This window comes from Pseudomonas sp. 65/3-MNA-CIBAN-0223 (assembly GCF_040310425.1).
In the GTDB taxonomy this organism is placed as follows: Bacteria; Pseudomonadota; Gammaproteobacteria; order Pseudomonadales; family Pseudomonadaceae; genus Aquipseudomonas; species Aquipseudomonas gregormendelii.
Genome location: NZ_JBEOPV010000020.1, coordinates 1 through 21182 on the forward strand (window position 1 = coordinate 1; position 21182 = coordinate 21182).

Annotated in this window: 20 protein-coding genes; 7 read left to right on the plus strand and 13 right to left on the minus strand. The window is 60.4% G+C overall.

All coding sequences use genetic code 11. From position 1 onward, the window contains the following. Positions 1–201: 201 nt before the first annotated feature. From AAEZ09_RS21640 to glyQ, 4 genes are all read right to left on the minus strand, one after another. The gene (locus AAEZ09_RS21640; RefSeq protein ID WP_045061233.1) at positions 202–981 is read right to left on the minus strand and encodes a lysophospholipid acyltransferase family protein; all 780 of its coding nucleotides are present in this window, start codon (positions 979–981) and stop codon (positions 202–204) included. An 82-nt stretch (positions 982–1063) separates the two neighbouring features. Continuing rightward, positions 1064–1603, minus strand: a complete 540-nt coding sequence (gene gmhB, locus AAEZ09_RS21645; protein ID WP_350600787.1) for a D-glycero-beta-D-manno-heptose 1,7-bisphosphate 7-phosphatase — start codon at positions 1601–1603, stop codon at positions 1064–1066. Between the two features lie 4 nt (positions 1604–1607). Further along, the gene (gene glyS, locus AAEZ09_RS21650; RefSeq protein WP_205891795.1) at positions 1608–3662 is read right to left on the minus strand and encodes a glycine--tRNA ligase subunit beta; all 2055 of its coding nucleotides are present in this window, start codon (positions 3660–3662) and stop codon (positions 1608–1610) included. After that, the gene (gene glyQ / locus AAEZ09_RS21655) at positions 3659–4612 is read right to left on the minus strand and encodes a glycine--tRNA ligase subunit alpha (protein ID WP_008155694.1); all 954 of its coding nucleotides are present in this window, start codon (positions 4610–4612) and stop codon (positions 3659–3661) included. The genes glyS and glyQ overlap by 4 nt, the downstream gene beginning before the upstream one ends. A gap of 81 nt (positions 4613–4693) precedes the next feature. Between glyQ and tag the strand changes: the two genes are divergently transcribed. Then, positions 4694–5251, plus strand: a complete 558-nt coding sequence (gene tag, locus AAEZ09_RS21660) for a DNA-3-methyladenine glycosylase I (RefSeq protein WP_045061230.1) — start codon at positions 4694–4696, stop codon at positions 5249–5251. A 40-nt stretch (positions 5252–5291) separates the two neighbouring features. Further along, complete coding sequence (locus tag AAEZ09_RS21665) at positions 5292–6179, plus strand: lysophospholipid acyltransferase (RefSeq protein WP_045061229.1); 888 nt, start codon at positions 5292–5294, stop codon at positions 6177–6179. A gap of 82 nt (positions 6180–6261) precedes the next feature. Here AAEZ09_RS21665 and AAEZ09_RS21670 read toward each other — a convergent pair whose 3' ends face one another. The 5 genes from AAEZ09_RS21670 to def all read right to left on the minus strand — a co-directional run bounded on the left by AAEZ09_RS21670 (position 6262) and on the right by def (position 10894). Then, complete coding sequence (locus AAEZ09_RS21670; RefSeq protein ID WP_350600719.1) at positions 6262–6573, minus strand: tetratricopeptide repeat protein; 312 nt, start codon at positions 6571–6573, stop codon at positions 6262–6264. A 92-nt stretch (positions 6574–6665) separates the two neighbouring features. Beyond that, a complete protein-coding gene (gene trkA / locus AAEZ09_RS21675) occupies positions 6666–8039 on the minus strand; it encodes a Trk system potassium transporter TrkA (protein ID WP_045061227.1) in 1374 nt (457 codons plus the stop codon). A 23-nt stretch (positions 8040–8062) separates the two neighbouring features. After that, on the minus strand, positions 8063–9373 hold the full coding sequence (gene rsmB, locus AAEZ09_RS21680; RefSeq protein ID WP_350600720.1) for a 16S rRNA (cytosine(967)-C(5))-methyltransferase RsmB: 1311 nt from the start codon (positions 9371–9373) through the stop codon (positions 8063–8065). After that, positions 9370–10329 carry a methionyl-tRNA formyltransferase gene (fmt, locus tag AAEZ09_RS21685; protein WP_350600721.1) on the minus strand — a complete coding sequence of 320 codons (960 nt, stop codon included), beginning with the start codon at positions 10327–10329 and terminating at the stop codon, positions 9370–9372. Before fmt ends, rsmB begins: the two co-directional genes overlap by 4 nt. Positions 10330–10387: 58 nt before the next feature. Continuing rightward, a complete protein-coding gene (gene def, locus AAEZ09_RS21690) occupies positions 10388–10894 on the minus strand; it encodes a peptide deformylase (RefSeq protein WP_017341723.1) in 507 nt (168 codons plus the stop codon). Positions 10895–11063: 169 nt separating this feature from the next. Between def and AAEZ09_RS21695 the strand changes: the two genes are divergently transcribed. The 3 genes from AAEZ09_RS21695 (at position 11064) to tsaC (ending at position 13882) form a co-directional block, all read left to right on the plus strand. Next, the gene (locus AAEZ09_RS21695; RefSeq protein ID WP_045061224.1) at positions 11064–12089 is read left to right on the plus strand and encodes a LysM peptidoglycan-binding domain-containing protein; all 1026 of its coding nucleotides are present in this window, start codon (positions 11064–11066) and stop codon (positions 12087–12089) included. 80 nt (positions 12090–12169) lie between these two features. After that, positions 12170–13270, plus strand: coding sequence for a DNA-processing protein DprA (gene dprA / locus AAEZ09_RS21700; protein WP_350600723.1), 1101 nt, complete (start codon positions 12170–12172; stop codon positions 13268–13270). Positions 13271–13324: 54 nt separating this feature from the next. After that, on the plus strand, positions 13325–13882 hold the full coding sequence (tsaC, locus tag AAEZ09_RS21705) for an L-threonylcarbamoyladenylate synthase type 1 TsaC (protein ID WP_122840905.1): 558 nt from the start codon (positions 13325–13327) through the stop codon (positions 13880–13882). A 48-nt stretch (positions 13883–13930) separates the two neighbouring features. On the opposite strand, the gene AAEZ09_RS21710 is transcribed toward tsaC, so the two are convergent. Further along, the gene (locus tag AAEZ09_RS21710; protein WP_122840904.1) at positions 13931–14908 is read right to left on the minus strand and encodes an NADPH:quinone reductase; all 978 of its coding nucleotides are present in this window, start codon (positions 14906–14908) and stop codon (positions 13931–13933) included. Between the two features lie 158 nt (positions 14909–15066). Between AAEZ09_RS21710 and hemF the strand changes: the two genes are divergently transcribed. Further along, positions 15067–15981, plus strand: coding sequence for an oxygen-dependent coproporphyrinogen oxidase (gene hemF / locus AAEZ09_RS21715; RefSeq protein WP_350600725.1), 915 nt, complete (start codon positions 15067–15069; stop codon positions 15979–15981). Positions 15982–15994: 13 nt separating this feature from the next. Further along, positions 15995–16816, plus strand: a complete 822-nt coding sequence (aroE, locus tag AAEZ09_RS21720) for a shikimate dehydrogenase (protein ID WP_350600726.1) — start codon at positions 15995–15997, stop codon at positions 16814–16816. 22 nt (positions 16817–16838) lie between these two features. Here aroE and AAEZ09_RS21725 read toward each other — a convergent pair whose 3' ends face one another. From AAEZ09_RS21725 to betC, 3 genes are all read right to left on the minus strand, one after another. Continuing rightward, positions 16839–18407, minus strand: a complete 1569-nt coding sequence (locus AAEZ09_RS21725) for a SulP family inorganic anion transporter (RefSeq protein WP_205891811.1) — start codon at positions 18405–18407, stop codon at positions 16839–16841. Between the two features lie 204 nt (positions 18408–18611). Then, a complete protein-coding gene (choX, locus tag AAEZ09_RS21730) occupies positions 18612–19544 on the minus strand; it encodes a choline ABC transporter substrate-binding protein (RefSeq protein WP_350600728.1) in 933 nt (310 codons plus the stop codon). A 16-nt stretch (positions 19545–19560) separates the two neighbouring features. Beyond that, positions 19561–21075, minus strand: a complete 1515-nt coding sequence (gene betC / locus AAEZ09_RS21735; RefSeq protein WP_350600729.1) for a choline-sulfatase — start codon at positions 21073–21075, stop codon at positions 19561–19563. Between the last annotated feature and the right edge of the window lie 107 nt (positions 21076–21182).

The following is a 21182-nucleotide window of genomic DNA, read 5'->3' on the forward strand; positions in this document are numbered from 1 at the left end:
CTTGAACCGCCGTATACGGATCCGTACGTACGGTGGTGTGAGAGGACGGCGGATGTAAATCCGCCTCCTACTCGATCCAAAAAAAACTTATGCACGTTTTTACGAATATTTAGCCGTTAAGAAATATACATATAAATCAGTAAGTTATGATCGTATCCGGGACGTTTTCCGGGAAACGGTACACAGCTTATCCACAGAATCTCAGACAACCAGTTGATCGCTTGCCGCCGGTGCCTGGGGTGCGGGTGGCAACGAACCCATTTCCCGCTGCATCTGCTCGTTCCAGGCCTGAACCCGGTCGTTCAATTCAGCAATGGCCCGAGGCCCGGTTCCTGCTGCATACATCGGCTCGCCGATGATCACAGTGATGACGCCCTGCTTCTTGGCCCAGCCGGATTTCGGCCAGAATCTACCGGCATTGTGCGCAATAGGCAGTACCGGCAGCGCAGCATTTACAGCCAATGCGGTGCCACCTCGGGAAAACTTGCCGATGGTGCCGTAGGGCACACGAGTGCCTTCAGGGAAAATCAGCACCCAGACGCCGTCCTTGAGCAATTCATGGCCTTTCTTGGCCACATGCTTGAGGGCGGCTTTCGGGTTGTCACGATCGATCGCAATAGGCCGCAGCATGGCCATCGCCCAGCCGAAAAACGGCACAAACAGCAGCGAGCGTTTGAGCACCTGGCTCAAGGGTTCGAAATACGCCGAGAGAAAAAATGTTTCCCAGGTGCTCTGGTGGTTCGACTGAATCACGCAAGGCTGGTCAGGTACGTTCTGCGCGCCTTTGACTTCATAACTGATGCCCAGGAACACTTTACTCAGCCACAGCGCGCAGCGGCACCAGTACACGTTGATGAAACGATAGCGCGCCTTGAACGGCAGAAAAGGCGCGATAAAAAAGCTCAGGCTGCACCAGAGCAGAGAGCTGGTGCCCAGCAACAGATAAAAAAGAAAGGTTCTGATGGCCTGCAGTATCGACATGGCGACGTTTACCGTGCGGGCTGTGCCCGTCTATACAAAGCGCACTCCCGATCAATCCTGGTTCAGGAATATCGAAAACGCTCTAGTTGTGGATAAGTTCTGCGGCAATCGCCGCCAGATCGTCAAAAATCAAGGTGCCCACCGGCAGAGTCTTGCCCAGCGTTTTTTCGCCCTTCCCGGTCTTTACCAAAACGGGCTGAGAATCGACGGCTTTGGCGGCTTCCAGGTCACCAAGACTATCGCCGACGAACCATAGATTTGTCAGCGACACGTTGTAATGAGCGGCGATGCTTTGCAACATCCCGGGTTTTGGCTTGCGGCAGTCGCAACCGTCGTCCGGCCCGTGCGGACAATAGACGATCAGCCCGACTTCACCGCCCTGCTGCGCCACCAGCGAGCGCAAGCGCTCGTGCATGGCGTCCAGGGTGGCGATGTCGTAATAGCCGCGAGCAATGCCCGACTGGTTGGTGGCGACTGCTACCGTCCAGCCGGCCTTGCTCAACTGCGCAATGGCCTCGATCGAACCGGGGAGTGGAATCCACTCCTCCACCGACTTGATGTAAGCGTCGGAGTCATGGTTGATCACCCCGTCCCGATCAAGAATCAGCAGTTTCAACAGCAGTCCCTCAGCCCAGCAACGAAATATCGGCAACGCCGAGGAACAATCCACGCAGACGCGCCAGCAACGCATAACGGTTGGCGCGCACATTGGCGTCATCGGCGTTGACCATTACGGCTTCGAAAAATGCATCCACCGGCTCGCGCAAGGCGGCCAGGCGAGCCAGGGACTCGCTGTACTGACGCGCGGCAGCCATCGGCTGGACAGCCTGATCCGCCTGCTGGATCGCCGAATACAGGGAGAACTCGTTGGCATTATCGAAGTACTTGGCTTCGACGACGGTCGGGACCGAGCCTTCGACCTTGCTCAGCAGGTTCGACACGCGCTTGTTCACCGCGGCCAGTGCGGCAGCTTCCGGCAACTGGCGGAACGCCTGGACGGCTTGCACGCGCTGATCGAAGTCCAGTGCAGAACCTGGTTTCAGGGCGCGCACCGACAGGTAGGTCGCGACATCCACGCCTTCGTCTTCGTAACGGGCACGCAGACGGTCGAAGATGAATTCCAGCACCGAGTCATTCAGGCCGGCAACCTTGACCTTGGTGCCAAATGCATTCACGGCGAAGGCCACGGCGTCATTCAGGTCGAGGTCGAGCTTCTTGTCGATCAGGATGCGCAACACACCCAGTGCTGCGCGACGCAGGGCATAGGGGTCTTTGCTGCCGGTTGGCAGCATGCCGATCCCGAAGATGCCGACCAGGGTGTCGAGCTTGTCGGCGATGGCTACGGCCGCACCGGTCATCGTGGTCGGCAGTTCGGCGCCGGCACCGCGCGGCATGTACTGCTCGTTCAGCGCCAGGGCAACTTCTTCCGGCTCGCCGTCGTTGAGGGCGTAGTAGTACCCGGCCACACCTTGCATCTCCGGGAACTCACCGACCATTTCGGTCGACAGGTCGCACTTGGACAGCAGGCCTGCGCGGGCCGCCCATGCAGCGTTGCCGCCGATGCGTTGAGCGATGAACGCAGCCAGTTTGGAAACGCGCTCGGCCTTGTCGTAGACGCTGCCCAGCTTCTCTTGGAATACCACGTTCTGCAGGCGCAGGTTGAAGTCTTCGAGTTTCTGCTTCTTGTCCTGCTTGAAGAAGAACTCGGCGTCGGTCAGGCGTGGACGAACCACTTTCTCGTTACCGGCGATGATCTGCTGCGGGTCTTTGCTCTCGATGTTGGCCACGGTAATGAAACGGGGCAGCAACTTGCCGTCGGCATCCAGCAGGCAGAAGTACTTCTGGTTGTCCTGCATGGTGGTGATCAGGGCTTCCTGTGGCACTTCGAGGAAGCGTTCCTCGAACGAGCACACCAGCGGCACCGGCCATTCAACCAGCGCGGTCACTTCGTCGAGCAGGGCTGGCGGCACGATCGCCGTACCTTCCTGCAGGGTCGCCAGTTCTTCGGTGCGCTTGCTGATCAGGGCGCGACGCTCATGGGCATCGGCCAGCACGTAGGCTGCACGCAGGTCGGCCAGGTAATTGGCTGGCGAGGTGATGCGCACGCTTTGCGGGTGATGGAAGCGGTGACCCCGGGAATCGCGGCCGGACTTCTGGGCGAGGATGGTGCAGTCGATGACCTGGTCACCGAGCAGCATTACCAGCCACTGGGTCGGACGCACGAATTCTTCCTTGCGAGCGCCCCAGCGCATGCGCTTGGGAATCGGCAGGTCGTTCAGCGAGTCTTCGACGATGGTCGGTAGCAGGCTCGCGGTCGGTTTGCCGGCGATGCTCTGGCTGTAGCGCAGTTTCGGGCCGCTTTGATCGATTTCGCTCAGATCGACGCCGCACTTCTTGGCGAAGCCCAGGGCTGCCTGAGTCGGGTTACCTTCGGCATCGAAAGCAGCCTGGCGTGGCGGGCCATCGAGGTTGATGCTGCGATCAGGCTGCTGGGTAGCCAGCGCAGTGATCAGTACCGCCAGGCGACGGGGCGCGGCGTAGACAGTTTTGGTCTCGTAATTCAGGCCGGCAGCTTGCAGGCCCTTGTCGATACCGGCAAGAAAGGCATCCGCCAAAGCGTTCAGCGCTTTGGGTGGCAGTTCTTCGGTGCCCAGTTCAACCAGAAAATCCAGAGCACTCATTGTGCAGCCTCCAGCTTGGCCAGTACTTCGTCACGCAAATCCGGGGTCGCCATCGGGAAGCCCAGCTTGGCGCGAGCCAGCAGGTAGGCTTGCGCAACGGAACGCGCCAGGGTGCGTACACGCAGAATGTATTGCTGACGCGCAGTCACCGAGATTGCCCGGCGCGCATCCAGCAGGTTGAAAGTGTGAGACGCCTTCAACACCATTTCGTAGCTAGGCAACGGCAACGGCTGGTCGAGTTCGATCAGGCGCTTGGCTTCGCTTTCGTAGAAGTCGAACAGCTCGAACAGCTTCTCGACGTTGGCGTGTTCGAAGTTGTAGGTCGACTGCTCGACTTCGTTCTGGTGGAACACGTCGCCGTAGGTGACTTTGCCCATCGGGCCGTCTGCCCAGACCAGGTCGTAGACCGAGTCCACACCTTGCAGGTACATGGCCAGGCGCTCGAGACCGTAAGTGATCTCGCCGGTCACCGGGTAGCACTCGATGCCGCCCGCCTGCTGGAAGTAAGTGAACTGCGTCACTTCCATGCCGTTGAGCCACACTTCCCAGCCCAGGCCCCAGGCTCCCAGCGTTGGCGACTCCCAGTTGTCTTCGACGAAGCGAATGTCATGGACCAGTGGGTCCAGGCCAACGTGCTTGAGGGAGCCCAGGTACAGTTCCTGGAAGTTGTCCGGGTTCGGCTTCAGCACTACCTGGAACTGGTAGTAGTGCTGCAGGCGGTTCGGGTTTTCGCCGTAGCGGCCGTCAGTCGGGCGACGACTGGGCTGCACATAAGCGGCGTTCCAGGTTTCCGGGCCAATGGCGCGCAGGAATGTGGCAGTGTGGAAAGTGCCGGCGCCTACTTCCATATCGTAGGGCTGAAGTACCACACAACCTTGCTCGGCCCAGTATTGCTGGAGGGCGAGGATCAAGTCTTGGAAGGTACGCACGGCTGGCGTAGGCTGGCTCACGAAATTCACCTGTTTCTTGGGCTGCGATTTAAAGAGCGGGAGTATACCCGATTCGGTCCTGCGCACGCCCCCTGGAGCCTTATGCCACGCTGCTTTTGGTGTTCCGAAGATCCGCTGTACATGGCTTATCACGATCAGGAGTGGGGCGCGCCGCTTCGCGATGCGCAGGGACTCTTCGAGTTGCTTTTGCTCGAAGGGTTCCAGGCCGGTCTTTCCTGGATCACCGTGTTGCGCAAACGCGAGCGTTATCGCGAAGTGCTGTTTGGCTTCGATGTGCAGCGTGTGGCGCAAATGAGCGATGCGGAAATCGATGAATTGATGCTCGATCCCGGCATTATCCGCAATCGACTGAAACTCAACGCGGCCCGGCGTAATGCCCAGGCCTGGCTGGCGCTGGAGGACCCGGTTGCGTTCCTCTGGTCGTTTGTCGGCGGAACGCCGGTGATCAATCATTTCAAGGACCGCAGCGAAGTGCCAGCCGTGACGCCCGTGGCGGTAGAAATGAGCAAGGGCCTGAAAAAAGCCGGGTTCACCTTTGTCGGCCCCACCATCTGTTACGCGCTGATGCAGGCATCGGGCATGGTCATGGACCACACCCGCGATTGCGATCGTTACGCGACCTTGGCGAACGGCGGTTAGAATGGCCGCCTCGCACACAGCACAAGATCAGGAGTGACCTGTGGATAAGTTTAAAGGCGCCTTGCTGGTAGGCGCTCTGCGGTTGTTTGCCCTGCTTCCGTGGCGCGCCGTGCAGGCTGTCGGCTCGGCCATCGGCTGGGTGATGTGGAAAACCCCCAACCGCTCGCGCGATGTGGTGCGGATCAACCTCGCCAAGTGTTTCCCCGAGATGGACCCGGCCGAGCGTGAACAGCTGGTGGGTCGCAGCCTGCGGGACATCGGCAAATCGCTGACCGAGAGTGCCTGCGCGTGGATCTGGCCGGCGCAGCGTTCGATCGACCTGGTGCGTGAAGTCGAAGGTCTGGACGTGCTGAAGGACGCCCTGGCTTCGGGCAAAGGCGTTGTGGGCATTACCAGTCACTTGGGCAACTGGGAAGTGCTGAACCATTTCTATTGCAGCCAGTGCAAGCCGATCATTTTCTACCGACCACCGAAGTTGAAGGCGGTGGATGATTTACTGCGCAAACAGCGAGTACAACTGGGCAACCGGGTCGCGGCTTCCACCAAGGAAGGCATTCTCAGCGTGATCAAGGAGGTGCGCAAAGGTGGCGCAGTGGGTATTCCTGCGGACCCTGAGCCGGCAGAGTCTGCCGGGATTTTCGTGCCGTTTTTCGCCACCCAGGCCCTGACCAGCAAGTTTGTGCCAAACATGCTGGCCGGCGGCAAAGCCGTCGGCGTCTTCCTGCATGCACTGCGGCTGCCGGACGGTTCGGGTTACAAAGTGATACTCGAAGCAGCGCCTGATGCGATGTACAGCACCGACACCGAGACGTCCTGCGCGGCGATGAGCAAGGTGGTCGAGCGTTATGTCGGTGCGTATCCAAGCCAGTACATGTGGAGCATGAAACGCTTCAAGAAGCGTCCACCGGGCGAAGAGCGCTGGTACTGAGGGTGGATACCCCCGTAGAAGTTGGCGCAGCCTGCGATTTTTTGATTTGAAAAGGTCAAAAGATCGCAGGCTGCGCCAGCTCCTACGGGTGGCGGTCTAGTTTCTTCAGGAATACGGTCATTTCTTTTTCCGCCTGCTTGTCGCCATGGGCCCGGGCAGCCTCCAGGCCCATGTCCCAGGCCTGGCGGGCGGCTGCGAAGTCAGCCTGCGCCAGATACGCCTTGCCCAATAGCTTCCAGGCCGCCGAATACTTCGGATCGAACGCTACACAGCGCTGGAAATGCTCGGCCGCCTTGGCGTTATCCCCAAGATCCAGGTAACCCTTACCCAGGCCGAAGCGCAGCAATGCGTTATCCACGCCCTTGCCGAGCATTTTTTCCAGGGATTCGAGCATGGATTACCCTCTGATTGATTTGTGATCATGAGATTGCCTGTGGGAGCAAGGCTTGCCCGCGATGAGGCCAATGAACTCACCACAAAACTGGCTTAGAAGAAGCTCAACCCCACATGGAACAGCTTCTCCACATCCCGGATATGCTTTTTATCCACAAGGAACAGGATCACATGGTCCCCCGCCTCGATCACTGTGTCGTCATGGGCAATGATCACTTCTTCATCGCGGATGATCGCACCAATGGTCGTGCCCGGTGGCAGGCCAATGTTCTCGATGGCCTTGCCGATCACCTTGCTTGATTTCTCATCGCCGTGGGCAATCGCTTCGATCGCTTCGGCCGCACCCCGGCGCAATGAGTGCACGCTGACGATGTCGCCGCGGCGCACGTGGGCGAGCAAGGTGCCGATGGTTGCGAGCTGCGGACTGATGGCGATATCGATGTCGCCGCCCTGAATCAAATCGACATAGGCCGGGTTGTTGATGATCGTCATCACCTTCTTCGCGCCCAGGCGTTTAGCCAGCAGCGAAGACATGATGTTGGCTTCATCGTCGTTGGTCAGGGCCAGGAACAGGTCGGCGTCGGCGATGTTTTCTTCCAGCAGCAGATCACGGTCCGAAGCGCTGCCCTGCAACACCACGGTACTGTCCAGGGTATCTGACAGATGCCGGCAGCGTATCGGGTTCATCTCGATGATCTTGACCTGGTAGCGGCTTTCGATCGCCTCGGCCAGGCGTTCGCCGATCTGCCCGCCCCCGGCAATCACAATGCGTTTGTAGGTTTCATCCAGGCGGCGCATTTCGCTCATCACCGCGCGAATATTCGCTTTGGCGGCGATGAAAAACACTTCGTCGTCGGCTTCGATCACGGTGTCGCCCTGGGGCAGGATCGGGCGGTCCCGGCGGAAAATCGCCGCGACGCGGGTTTCGACATTTGGCATATGTTCGCGCAACTGGCGAAGTTGCTGGCCCACCAGCGGCCCGCCGTAATAGGCCTTCACCGCCACCAATTGCGCTTTGCCTTCGGCGAAGTCGATGACCTGTAGCGCGCCCGGGTGTTGAATCAGGCGCTTGATGTAGTTGGTTACCACCTGTTCCGGGCTGATCAGCACGTCGACCGGGATCGCTTCATTGTCAAACAATTCGGAGCGGGTGAGGTATGCCGCTTCACGTACCCGGGCGATCTTGGTCGGGGTGTGGAACAGGGTGTGGGCCACCTGGCACGCGACCATGTTGGTTTCGTCGCTGTTGGTCACCGCCACCAGCATGTCGGCGTCGTCCGCGCCCGCTTGACGCAGCACCGTGGGCAATGAGCCGCGGCCTTGCACGGTGCGGATGTCCAGGCGGTCGCCGAGGTCACGCAGGCGTTCGCTGTCGGTGTCGACCACAGTGATGTCATTGGCTTCGCTGGCCAGGTGCTCGGCCAGCGAACCACCAACCTGCCCTGCGCCGAGGATGATGATTTTCATCCAGTCACTCCCTTGAAGTCCGGTTAACCGCGCGCGGCGGCGATCTTGATCAGCTTGGCGTAGTAGAAACCGTCATGTCCGCCTTGCTGGGCGAGCAACTGACGGCCGTGGGGCTGCTTGATGCCAGCGGTCGTCGCGAGATCGAGCTCGCGGGCGCCCGGGGTGCGGGCGAGGAAGGCTTCAATGACTTCAGTGTTCTCGGTCGGCAATGTGGAGCATGTGGCGTAAAGGAGGATGCCGCCGACTTCCAGGGTTATCCACATGGCGTCCAGCAACTCGCCCTGAAGAACCGCCAGTGCGGCGATGTCGTCGGGTTGGCGAGTCAGCTTGATGTCCGGATGACGCCGGATGACGCCGGTCGCCGAGCATGGGGCGTCGAGCAGGATGCGCTGGAAGGGTTTGCCGTCCCACCAGGTGGCGGTATCGCGGCCATCGGCAGCAATCAGCTCGGCGCTCAGGCCCAGGCGGGCGAGGTTTTCCCGCACACGCACCAGACGCTTGGCCTCCAGGTCGACGGCGACGACGCCCGCCAGCTCGGGCTCGGCTTCGAGGATATGGCAGGTCTTGCCGCCCGGCGCGCAGCATGCGTCCAGTACCCGTTGGCCCGGTGCCAGGTCGAGCAGATCGGCGGCCAGTTGCGCCGCCTCGTCCTGCACGCTGATCCAGCCTTCGGCGAACCCAGGCAGGCTGCGCACATCTGCAGCCGTGTCGAGGATGATGCCATCCTGGCTGTAGACGCATGGGCTGGCGGCGATGCCCGCTTCACTCAACAGTCCGAGGTAGGCGTCGCGGCTGTGATGACGGCGATTGACCCGCAGAATCATCGGTGGGTGCGCGTTATTCGCTGCACAAATCGCTTCCCATTGCTCGGGCCAGAATGCCTTGAGCGATTTTTGCAGCCAGCGTGGATGGGCGGTGCGCACCACCGGATCATGTTCCAGCTCGGCCAGCAGCGTTTCACTTTCACGCTGGGCACGGCGCAGCACGGCGTTGAGCAGTGCCTTGGCCCATGGTTTTTTCAGCTTGTCGGCGCAACCGACGGTTTCACCAATGGCGGCGTGGGCGGGAACCCGGGTGTAGAGCAGTTGGTACAGGCCAACCAGCAACAGCGCCTCGACATCGGCGTCTGCCGCCTTGAAGGGTTTTTGCAGCAGCTTTGCCGCGAGCGCCGACAAGCGTGGCTGCCAGCGCGCAGTACCGAACGCCAGATCCTGGGTGAAGCCGCGATCGCGGTCTTCAACCTTGTCCATTTGCGTGGGCAGTGAACTGTTGAGCGAGGCTTTGCCGTTAAGCACAGCGGCGAGCGCCTTGGCGGCGGCGAGACGCGGGTTCATTGCGCCTCCACCGCTTGGCCGAGGACGGTGCCGAGGGCGAATTTCTCGCGACGGCTGTTGAACAGGTCGCTGAAGTTCAGCGCCTTGCCGCCGGGTAATTGCAGGCGCGTCAGGCACAGCGCCTGCTCGCCGCAAGCCACGACCAGTCCATCCTTGCTGGCGCCAAGGATTTCACCCGGGGCACCCTGCCCTTCAGCGAGGTTCGCGGCCAGGACTTTCAGCGCTTCGCCATTGAGAGAGCTGTGGGTGATTGGCCACGGGTTGAAGGCGCGCACCAGACGTTCCAGCTCGAGCGCCGGGCGACTCCAGTCGATGCGCGCTTCGTTCTTGTTCAACTTATGTGCGTAGGTGGCGAGGCTGTCGTCCTGCACCTCGCCTTCCAGCGTTCCGGCAGCCAGCCCGGCGATCGCCTGCACCACTGCCGGCGGACCCATTTCAGCGAGCCGGTCATGGAGACTACCACCGGTGTCTTCACCAGTGATCGGCGTGGTGACTTTAAGCAGCATCGGCCCGGTATCGAGGCCCAGCTCCATGCGCATCACGGTGACGCCACTTTCGCTGTCACCGGCTTCGACGGCACGCTGGATTGGCGCCGCTCCGCGCCAGCGCGGGAGCAAAGAGGCATGACTGTTGATGCAGCCCAGGCGTGGGATATCCAGCACCACTTGCGGCAGGATCAGGCCGTAGGCGACCACCACCAGCAAGTCCGGGTTCAGTGCAGCCAATTCGGCTTGGGCGTCTTCATTGCGCAGGGTCGGCGGCTGCAGCACCGGAATATGATTTTCCAGAGCGAGCTGCTTGACCGGGCTTGGCATCAGCTTTTGCCCGCGGCCCGCCGGGCGGTCCGGCTGGGTGTAGACCGCGACAATCTCGTAAGGGCTGGCGAGCAGCGCCTTGAGGTGTTCGGCGGCGAATTCCGGGGTGCCGGCAAAGACGATGCGCAGTGGCTCAGTCATGGGAGCGATCTCTGAAAAAGAAAAAGGCTTGCCGCAGCAAGCCTTTGAAAGGAGGGCATCAAGCGTTCTGGCGATGGAGCTTTTCCAGTTTCTTCTTGATTCGGTCGCGTTTCAGGTTGGACAGGTAGTCGACGAACAATTTGCCGTTGAGGTGGTCGCATTCGTGCTGGATGCACACGGCGAGCAGGCCTTCGGCGATCAGTTCGTAAGGCTGGCCATCGCGGTCCAGGGCCTTGACCTTGACCTTTTGCGGGCGATCGACATTTTCGTAGAAGCCCGGCACCGAGAGGCACCCTTCCTGATATTGTTCCATCTCGTCGGTCAGTGATTCGAACTCGGGGTTGATGAAAACCCGCGGCTCGCTGCGGTCTTCGGAGAGGTCCATCACGACGATACGTTTGTGCACGTTGACCTGGGTCGCGGCGAGGCCGATGCCTGGCGCTTCATACATTGTTTCAAACATGTCGTCGACCAACTGACGCACTTCGTCGTCCACTACAGCCACAGGTTTGGCGATAGTGCGCAGGCGCGAGTCGGGAAATTCGAGGATGTCTAAAATGGCCATAAGCTTATTTGCTGCACGTGTGAGGTAAAGTCGGGTCGATGGCCTGGCGGGTCCGAAGATGCAGGCTACCGTTGTGAAGCGTAGCTCCCTTTTCTCTGCAAAGAGTCGGGAGCGAGCCACGAGGGCTCTGGCGTTTCACGCGAACGCACATAATAAAGGGATTCACCGCATGAGGAAATCACTACTCGCCCTGCTGCTTCTGGCTTCAGCCGGTTTAGCGCATGGGCAAGTGCAACTCAGGGAAGGTTTTCCACAGCAATACACGGTGGTTACCGGCGACACACTCTGGGACATCTCTGGAAAATTCTTGCGCGAGCCATGGAAGTGGCCGGAGTTATGGCAAGCCAATCCCCAGATCGAAAACCCCAATCTCATCTATCCGGGCGACTCGCTGACGCTGGTCTACATCAACGGCCAGCCGCGCCTGACCCTCAATCGCGGGGCTTCCAGGGGCACTATCAAGTTGTCGCCGCGCATTCGCAGTTCACCGGTGGCGGATGCCATTCCGAGCATTCCGCTGCAATCGATTAACAGCTTCCTGTTGAGCAACCGTATCGTCGACAAGGTCGAGGACTTCGACAAGGCGCCCTATATCGTTGCCGGCGATGCCGAGCGCGTACTCAGCGGCACCGGAGACCGCATCTTCGCCCGCGGGCAATTTGATCCGAACCAGCCAGTGTACGGAATCTTCCGCCAGGGCAAGGTTTACACCGACCCCGAGAGCAAGGAGTTCCTCGGGATCAACGCGGACGATATCGGCGGCGGCGAGATCGTGGCCGCCGAGGGCGATGTCGCCACCCTGGCGCTGCAGCGCACTACCCAGGAGGTGCGCCTGGGGGATCGGCTGTTCAGTGGCGAGGAGCGTTCGATCAATTCCACCTTCATGCCCAGTGCGCCAAAGACCGACATCAAGGGTTTGATCATTGATGTGCCGCGTGGGGTGACCCAGATCGGTGCGATGGATGTCGTCACGTTGAACAAGGGGCAGCGCGACGGATTGGCCGAAGGCAATGTGCTGGTGGTGATGAAAACCGGTGAAACCGTGCGGGACCGCATCACCGGTCAGCCGTTGAAGATTCCCGATGAGCGCGCCGGGTTGCTAATGGTTTTCCGCACCTACGACAAACTCAGTTACGGCTTGGTCCTCAATGCTTCGCGGTCTTTAGCGGTGATGGACAAAGTACGAAATCCGTAAGCCTGCTTCACAAGTTACCAACAGACTTATCCACAGCTTATGCCCGTTTGAACGGGCCTCATAACGATCAAGGATGATCCATGACATTCTCTGCTGCTGCAGCTGTTTCGCCTGCCGAACTGGAGGCGCGTCTGCGTCTGCATCGCTTACCCGAACTGGGGCCGGCGCGGTTTAAAAAGCTACTGGATGCCTTCGGCTCGGCCTCAAAAGCGCTGAGCGCGCCGGCCAACACCTGGAAGTCTCTGGGCCTTCCATTCGCTTGCGCCGAGAGGCGTCGCGATCCCGATGTGCGCGATGGCGCCCACCACGCATTGGCCTGGCTGGAGCGTCCGGGCCAGCATTTACTGATGTGGGACCAACCTGACTACCCGCCGCTGCTGGCGGAAATCAGCGACCCGCCGCCCTTGTTATTTGTCGCGGGCGATCCCGGCATCCTGGACAAACCACAGTTGGCGATGGTCGGCAGTCGTCGCGCATCTCGTCCGGGGATGGACACGGCCGCAGCGTTCTCCCGCAGCCTGGCCGGTGCCGGTTTTGTGATTACCAGTGGTCTGGCCCTTGGCATCGACGCCGCAGCGCACCAGGCGGCTCTGGACGTGGGCGGGCGAACGGTCGGGGTACTTGGCACGGGACTTGAAAAGTTTTATCCACAGCGCAATCGCAGGCTGGCAGAAGCCATGATTGCCTCTGGCAGCGCAGTGGTTTCGGAGTTTCCGCTGGACGCGGCCCCCACCGCCAGCAACTTCCCGCGGCGCAACAGAATCATCAGTGGTTTGTCCCTCGGCGTACTGGTGGTCGAGGCGAGCGTCGCCAGTGGTTCGTTGATTACCGCCAGGCTGGCGGCGGAGCAAGGGCGTGAGGTTTATGCGATTCCGGGATCGATTCATCATCCCGGCGCCAAGGGCTGTCATCAGCTGATTCGCGATGGTGCCATGCTGGTGGAAACCATCGAGCACATTCTTGAAGCCTTGCGCGGTTGGCAACAGGTGTCATTTTCCCCAACTGTGCCGGCGGTGACCCACCCCCTGCTCGCGTTGCTTCACGCGGCGCCGCATACCAGTGAATCGTTGGCCATCAGCAGCGGCTGGGCATTGCCCAAGGTGCTGGCCGCGCTGACCGAACTGGAAATGGACGGTCGTGCGGTGTGTGAAAGCGGTCGCTGGTTTGCGCGGGTGAGCTAGGTTTTATGAGGAAGATCGGTAAACTGCGCAGAGCCTTATTCCGGAGAGTTTTTCATGGTCAACAGTTGGCGTGTGCAACAAGCCGCGCAAGCCGTTCGCTCAGGCGCGGTGATTGCCTATCCAACCGAAGCGGTCTGGGGTCTGGGTTGCGACCCCTGGGACCAGAGCGCAGTGGAGCGTTTGCTGATGATCAAGGGACGGTCCATGGAGAAGGGCCTGATTCTGGTCGCCGACAATATTCGCCAGTTCGACTTCCTGTTCGAGGATTTTCCCGAGTTGTGGATGGACCGCATGGCCAGCACCTGGCCGGGACCCAACACCTGGCTGGTGCCGCACCAGAATCAGTTGCCACTGTGGATTACTGGCAAGCATGAGACCGTGGCGTTGCGCGTCAGCGATCATCCTCAGGTACGGGACTTGTGTTCACTGGTAGGGCCGTTGGTGTCCACTTCGGCCAACCCGCAAGGTCGGCCGGCAGCGCGCACACGGATTCGCGTGGAGCAGTATTTCCGTGGGCAGGTGGATTACATCCTGGGTGGTAATTTGGGTGGGCGCAGGAATCCGAGTGTGATTCGGGACCTGGCGACGGGGCAGGTCATTCGCCCGGATTGAGACCGAGTCATCGTTCATCGCGGGCAAGGCTTGCCCGCGATGGCGTCCTCAAGGCAACAAAATAGTCGAGCCGGTAGTACGCCGTGCCGACAGCTCGGTCTGAGCCTTTGCCGCTTCGGCCAGCGGATATTGCTGGCTGATATCCACCTTCAACTTCCCGCTGCTGATCATCTCGAACAACTCATCCGCCATGCGCTGCAGGTTTTCGGCGTTGTTGGCGTAGGTCGCAAGTGTTGGCCGGGTCACATACAGCGAACCCTTCGCCGATAGAATCCCCAGGTTCACCCCGTCCACCGCGCCCGACGCATTGCCGAAGCTCACCACCAGGCCGCGTGGCGCAGCGCTGTCGAGGGATGTCAGCCAGGTGTCCTTGCCGACCCCGTCGTAAACCACAGGCACTTTCTTGCCGTCGGTCAATTCCAGGACACGCTGCGCCACGTTTTCATGGCTGTAGTCGATCGTCGCCCAGGCTCCGTTGGCTGTGGCCAATGCGGCTTTCTCTGCAGAGCTGACAGTGCCGATCAACTTCACACCCAGGGCCTTGGCCCATTGGCACGCCAGCGAACCTACCCCGCCCGCAGCCGCATGAAACAGGATGGTTTCGCCGCCTTTGAGTTCATAGGTCTGGCGCAGCAGGTACTGTACGGTCAGGCCCTTGAGCATCACGCCGGCCGCTTGCTCGAAGCTGATCGCATCCGGCAGTTGCACCAGGTTGGCTTCGGGCAGCACGTGAGTGTCGCTGTAGGCGCCCAATGGGCCGCTGCCGTAGGCCACTCGATCACCCACTTTGAATCGAGTGACTGCGCTGCCCACCGCTTCGACCACGCCGGCGCCCTCTGAACCCAGGCCCGATGGCAAGGCCGGTGGCGCATACAGTCCGCTGCGGTAATAGGTGTCGATGAAGTTCAGGCCGATGGCCTTATTGCTCACGCGTACCTGCTGCGGGCCAGGCTCGGCAGGTTGGTAGTCGACATACTCGAGCACTTCGGGGCCGCCATGGGCACTGAACTGGATACGCTTTGCCATCAGAACTCTCCTGGTGATCGTTTGGGTAAGCCCCCTATCGGACTCCTAAGCATGATCTTCGTCAACTGTGGTGCAACAGGGTGCGGTGTTATCCTGTGCAGCAATTTGCCGCCGGCCGTTGATGCGCCGCGCCGTTTGTCCCGATTCAAGGTGATGCCATGACGACCCGTACCGAGGCCGTAAAAGCCTATCTGCTCGACCTGCAAGACCGCATTTGCGCTGCCCTTGAAGCCGAAGACGGCGGTACGCGCTTCGTCGAGGATGCCTGGACCAGACCCGCGGGTGGGGGCGGTCGCACTCGCGTGATCGAGAACGGTGCTGTCATCGAGAAAGGCGGCGTCAACTTTTCCCACGTGTTTGGCAGCGGTCTCCCTCCCTCGGCCAGTGCCCATCGACCGGAGCTTGCCGGACGCGGCTTTGAAGCGCTCGGCGTGTCCCTGGTCATTCACCCGCACAACCCCATGGTGCCCACTTCGCACGCCAATGTGCGGTTCTTCATCGCGGAGAAAGATGGCGAAGAACCCGTCTGGTGGTTTGGTGGCGGTTTCGACCTGACGCCCTACTACGGCAATGAAGAAGATTGTGTGCATTGGCATCGGGTTGCCGAGCAGGCTTGCGCGCCGTTTGGTCCCGACGTCTATTCGCGCTACAAGGCATGGTGCGACAGCTACTTTCATATCAAGCATCGCCACGAGCCGCGTGGCATTGGCGGCCTGTTCTTCGATGACCTCAATGAATGGGATTTCGACACCAGCTTTGCTTTCATGCGGGCCATCGGCGACGCGTTCATCGAGGCCTACCTGCCGATCGTCCAGCGCCGCAAGAACGATGCATTCACTGCCAGGCAACGCGAATTCCAGGAGTTCCGTCGCGGCCGCTATGTCGAATTCAACCTGGTCTACGACCGTGGCACGCTGTTCGGCCTGCAGTCGGGCGGACGTACGGAATCGATCCTCATGTCGCTGCCGCCGCAAGTGCGTTGGGGTTACGACTGGAAGGCCGAGCCGGGCAGTGAAGAAGCGCGGCTGACCGAATATTTCCTGCAAGACCGCGATTGGTTGGCCAAGGCCTGAACGAGGAAAACTGATGGATCGTTACGTCGTATTCGGCAACCCGATTGGCCACAGCAAGTCGCCACTTATCCATCGACTGTTTGCCGAGCAGACGGGTCAGCAACTGGACTACAGCACTTCCCTGGCACCGCTCGATGATTTTTCCCACTTCGCCCGGGCGTTTTTCCTGGAGGGGCGCGGAGCCAACGTCACGGTGCCTTTCAAGGAAGAGGCCTATCGCCTGGCCGACAGCCTGACCGAGCGCGCCCAGCGGGCTGGCGCGGTGAATACCTTGAGCAAACTGGCTGACGGCTCGTTGCTGGGTGATAACACCGACGGCGCCGGGCTGGTGCGGGATCTGGCGGTTAATGCCGCTTTCAGTCTCAAGGGGAAGCGCATCCTGCTACTGGGCGCCGGCGGTGCGGTGCGGGGTGCGCTGGAGCCGTTGTTGGCCGAGCAGCCGGCGTCGGTGATCATCGCCAACCGCACGGTGGAAAAAGCGGAATTGCTGGCCGAGTTGTTTGATGATCTGGGCCCGGTCTCTGCCAGTGGCTTTGACTGGCTGGAGGAATCCGTGGACCTGATCATCAACGCCACCTCCGCGAGCCTGTCCGGTGAAGTCCCACCGATTGCCAGCAGTCTGATCGAGCCGGGCAAGACGGTTTGCTACGACATGATGTACGGCAAGGAACCGACGTCATTCTGCCGCTGGGCCAGCGAGCACGGCGCAGCGGTGGCAATGGATGGATTGGGGATGCTCGCCGAACAGGCGGCGGAAGCGTTCTTCCTGTGGCGGGGTGTGCGACCGGACACGGCGCCGGTGCTGGCCGAACTGCGCCGACAACTCGCAGAGTGAAACTGTTGGAGTGAAACACGATTCAGTCTTCAAACCGGATCGGGCATTTCTCCGCGCCTTCCAGCTTTCTCAGCTCCTCCACCACCTGCGGCCGCGCTTGCCGCAGGGTCAGGCTGCGATTCTGCTTGAGCAGGCGCCGCGCCTCCTGATGCAGCATCTCCACCCCTGAGTAATCGATGAAATTGATCTGCTGCGCCTCAATCACTACCCGGGCAGCGTGCATGCGTTGCAGGCGTACCTGGAGGTAATGGCTGGCGCCGAAAAAGATCGAGCCGCCAACCCGCAACACATCCTCATCGCCGTCGCGCCAATGCTGCACACGCGGTTGCGAGGTGCGCTTGAGGTAGAAGAACAGCGAAGCCAGTACCCCGGCGTAGATCGCGGTCTGCAATTCCAGCAGCAGCGTGGCGACACAGGTCAGCGCCATGACCAGGAACTCGGCGCGACTGACCCTCAGCAATGCGCGAATGCCGCGATGATCCACCAGGCCCCAGGCGATCAGCAAAATACTGCCAGCCATCGCCGGAATCGGGATGTGGGCGATCAATGCCGCGCCAAACACTGCAAACAGCGCGACCCACAGCGCCGAGAACACCCCGGCCAGCGGGGAGCAGGCCCCTGCCTCGTAACTCAAGCCCGAACGGGTGAAGGAGCCAGCGGACAACGACCCGGAAAAAAATGCCCCGACCATGTTGGATAAGCCCTGGGCGCGCACTTCCTGATTGGCGTCGAGCAACTGCTGTGAGCGTGCCGACAGGGAGCGAGCAATCGACAGGCTGGTCACCAGCCCCAACATGCCCACCGCGACCGCGCTGGGTAACAAGCGCAGGATCAAGTCCAGGTCCAGCGGCACGGCGCTCAAAGGTGGCAGTCGACCGACAAAGGCGCTGACCAGGCTGACGTGGCCGAACATCCCGGGCCAGAGCCACACCAGCAGCCCTGCCATTACCAGCGTGATCAACAGCGTCGGCCAGCGTGGCAGCAGCCATTTCAGGGTGGCTCCCAATGCCACTGTCGCCAGCCCGAGAATGAGCGATGGCTTGTCCACCTGATGGAGGTGTTGAAACACCGACATGAAGCTGTCGAGTGCCGTGGCCTGGCTGGGCAGGTCCAGCCCCAGCAAGTTGGGCAGCTGGCCGACGGCAATCACCACCGCCGCACCGAGGGTGAACCCCAATACCACCGAATGGGAGACAAAATTCACCAGCGCGCCGAATCGCAACAAGCCCAGCAGCCACTGGAAGATCCCGGCCAGCAGCGTCAGCAACAGAATAAGTGCCACGTAGTCCTGCGAGGCGGGTACCGCCAAGGGGCTGACGCTGGCATACAAGACAATGGAAATTGCCGCTGTAGGACCACAGATCAGGTGCCAGGATGATCCCCACAGGCAGGCGATCAGAACAGGAATGATAGCCGCGTACAACCCGTATTCAGGTGGGAGCCCGGCAATCAGGGCGTAGGCAATCGACTGTGGCAGCGCGAGAATCGCACCGCTCAGGCCGACGATAAGGTCGCGCCCGACAGTGGCACGGGTTTGCCGAGGCAACCAGCTCAGGAAGGGGAAGAGCGAATGGCGGCTGGGAAAGGCCATGGGTCCTCTCAGGTGGGGGAATGCGCAAAGGGTAACAGGGTGAACCAGTGATGGCGGCGCGAGCGTGCCAGCCCCTACCTGCAGGAGCGAGCTCGCTCGCGAAAAACGTACCGGCACCTTGGGGCATCAGGCGCCCGGCGTAATCGTGTACGCCCAACACGAGCAGGCTCGCTCCTGCATGAATGACAGGCTCCCCCCTATGAATCAGAGCTTGGCTTTCACCGCAGGCAACGCCTCCTTGCCATCGGCGGTTTTCACACCATCCAGCCATTTGTCCAGAACCGCAGGATTAGCCTTGATCCACGCCTTGGCAGCCTCGGCATTGCTGATCTTCTTGTTCACGACCTCGGCCATGATGCTGTTCTCCATTTCCTGGGTAAAGCTCAGGTTGGTGAGCAGCTTGCCGACGTTTGGACAGGCCTGTGCATAACCCTTGCGAGTCAATGTATAAACCGCACCGGTATCACCGAAGTACTTCTCGCCACCCTTGAGGTAGTGCATCTTCAGCTGCACGTTCATCGGGTGGGGCGTCCAGCCGAGGAAGGTCACGAACTTCTGTTTCTTAACGGCGCGGGACACTTCCGCCAGCATGGCCTGCTCGCTGGATTCCACCAGCTTCCATTGACCCAAGTCGAAGTCGTTTTTCTTGATGATGTCCTGCAGCGAGATGTTCGCCGGAGCCCCGGAGCCAATGCCGTAGATTTTTTTCTCAAACTTGTCGGCAAACTTGTCGGCAAACTTGTTCAGGTCGGCGAAGTTATGCACACCTGCGTCCCACACATAATCCGGAACAGCCAGGGTGAACTCGGTGCCATCGAGGTTTTTCGCCAGTTGGGTTACATCCCCGGTGGCCACGAACTTGTCGTAGAAACCTTGCTGCGCCGGCATCCAGTTACCCAGGAACACGTCGACCTGACCGTCCTTCAAACCACCGAAGGTGATAGGCACCGCCAAGGTGTCAACCTTGGCCTTATAGCCCATGCCGTCCAGCAAGAACCCGGTAATGGCGTTGGTCGCCGCAATATCGCTCCAGCCCGGATCGGCCATTTTCACCGTATCGCAGCTCTGATCGGCATACGCCGATGCGCTGCCCAGAGCCAGAAGGCCGACCGTCAGAACTGTGGATAACCTTTGCATGGACTTCCCCTTAACATTATTGGTTTTGGCAGGGTTGTGGATAACGTGCTTTGCGCTCCAGATCATCCAGGTCGATGTGGTTGCGCATGTACTGCTGACTGGCGTCTACCAGTGGCTGGTGATCCCAGCTCTTCAGCTTGCCGATGCTCAGGGCCTCGGCCACGAATCGCCGGCGGCGCTGACTGGCGAGCACCTGTTGGTGAATCGCAGGTATGTCCCACTTGGCCCGTGCTTCGGCAAGGAACTCGGCAAACAGTGCGCCGTGTTGCGGCGACTGGCTGAGCTCTTCCTGTTCACGCGGGTCATTGTGCACATCGAAGAGTAGGCAAGGGTCGTCTTCGCTGTAGATGAATTTGTAGGCGCCGCGGCGAATCATCATCAGCGGGCTGATGGTGCCTTCGGCCATGTACTCGCCAAATGCTTCGTCGTGACCGCCCTGCCCCTTCAGGTGCGACACCAGCGAGCGGCCATCGAGCGGCAAGCCTGGCGCCAGCGAGCCGTCGGCCAATTCGACAAAGGTCGGCAGGAGGTCGGCAGTCGAGACGGCAGCGCTGACGCGACCGGCACCAAATTGCCCCGGCGCGCTGATCAACAAGGGGACCCGGGCGGCCATCTCGAACCAGTGCATTTTGTACCAGAGGCCGCGCTCGCCGAGCATGTCGCCATGATCCCCGGAGAAGACAATAATGGTATCGTCGATCAGCCCGGTATCTTCAAGTGTTTGCAGGAGTTTGCCGACGTTGTCGTCAATATAGCTGCAGGCTCCGAAATAGGCGCGTCGCGCGTCACGGATCTTATCCACAGGCAGCGGCTTGTCCCACAAGTCGTACACCTTGAGCAGTCGCTGGGAGTGCGGGTCCAGCTCGGACTGCGCTGGCGTCTGTGGCAGCGGAATATCGCTGTCCTGGTACATATCCCAGTATTTCTTCGGGATGGTGTACGGGTCGTGGGGATGGGTCATGGACACGGTCAGGCAGAACGGCTGGTCGCCGTCCTCGCGGATGTGGTCAAACAGGTACTGCTGCGCCTTGAAGACCACTTCTTCGTCAAAATCCAGCTGGTTGGTGCGCACGCAGGGGCCAGCCTGCAGCACCGATGACATATTGTGGAACCAGGTGGGACGTACATCGGGTTCGTCCCAGTTCACCGACCAGCCGTAGTCGGCTGGATAAATGTCACTGGTCAGGCGTTCTTCATAGCCGTGCAGTTGATCCGGACCACAGAAGTGCATCTTTCCGGACAGGGCGGTGCGGTAGCCCAGGCGGCGCAGGTAATGGGCATAGGTGGGTACGTCGGCGGGAAAGTCAGCCGCATTGTCATAGGCGCCGATCTTGCTCGGCAGCTGGCCGCTCACGAGGGTAAAACGCGACGGTGCACACAGTGGGCTGTTGCAATAAGCGGAGTCGAACACTACGCCTTCGGAAGCAAGTCGGCTGAGATTGGGTAATTTGATTGGCGAAGGGTCGTAGAACGGCAACATTGGCGCGGCCATCTGATCGGCCATGATGAAGAGAATATTCTTGCGCTTCATGTGATCGCGGCATTCCATAGTGAATATTTATGCGAGAGTGCTGCGACCGAGCATGGGTGCCATGCCTTTTGCGGTAAAGCCCACAACCGGCAATGACTAGGATAAGC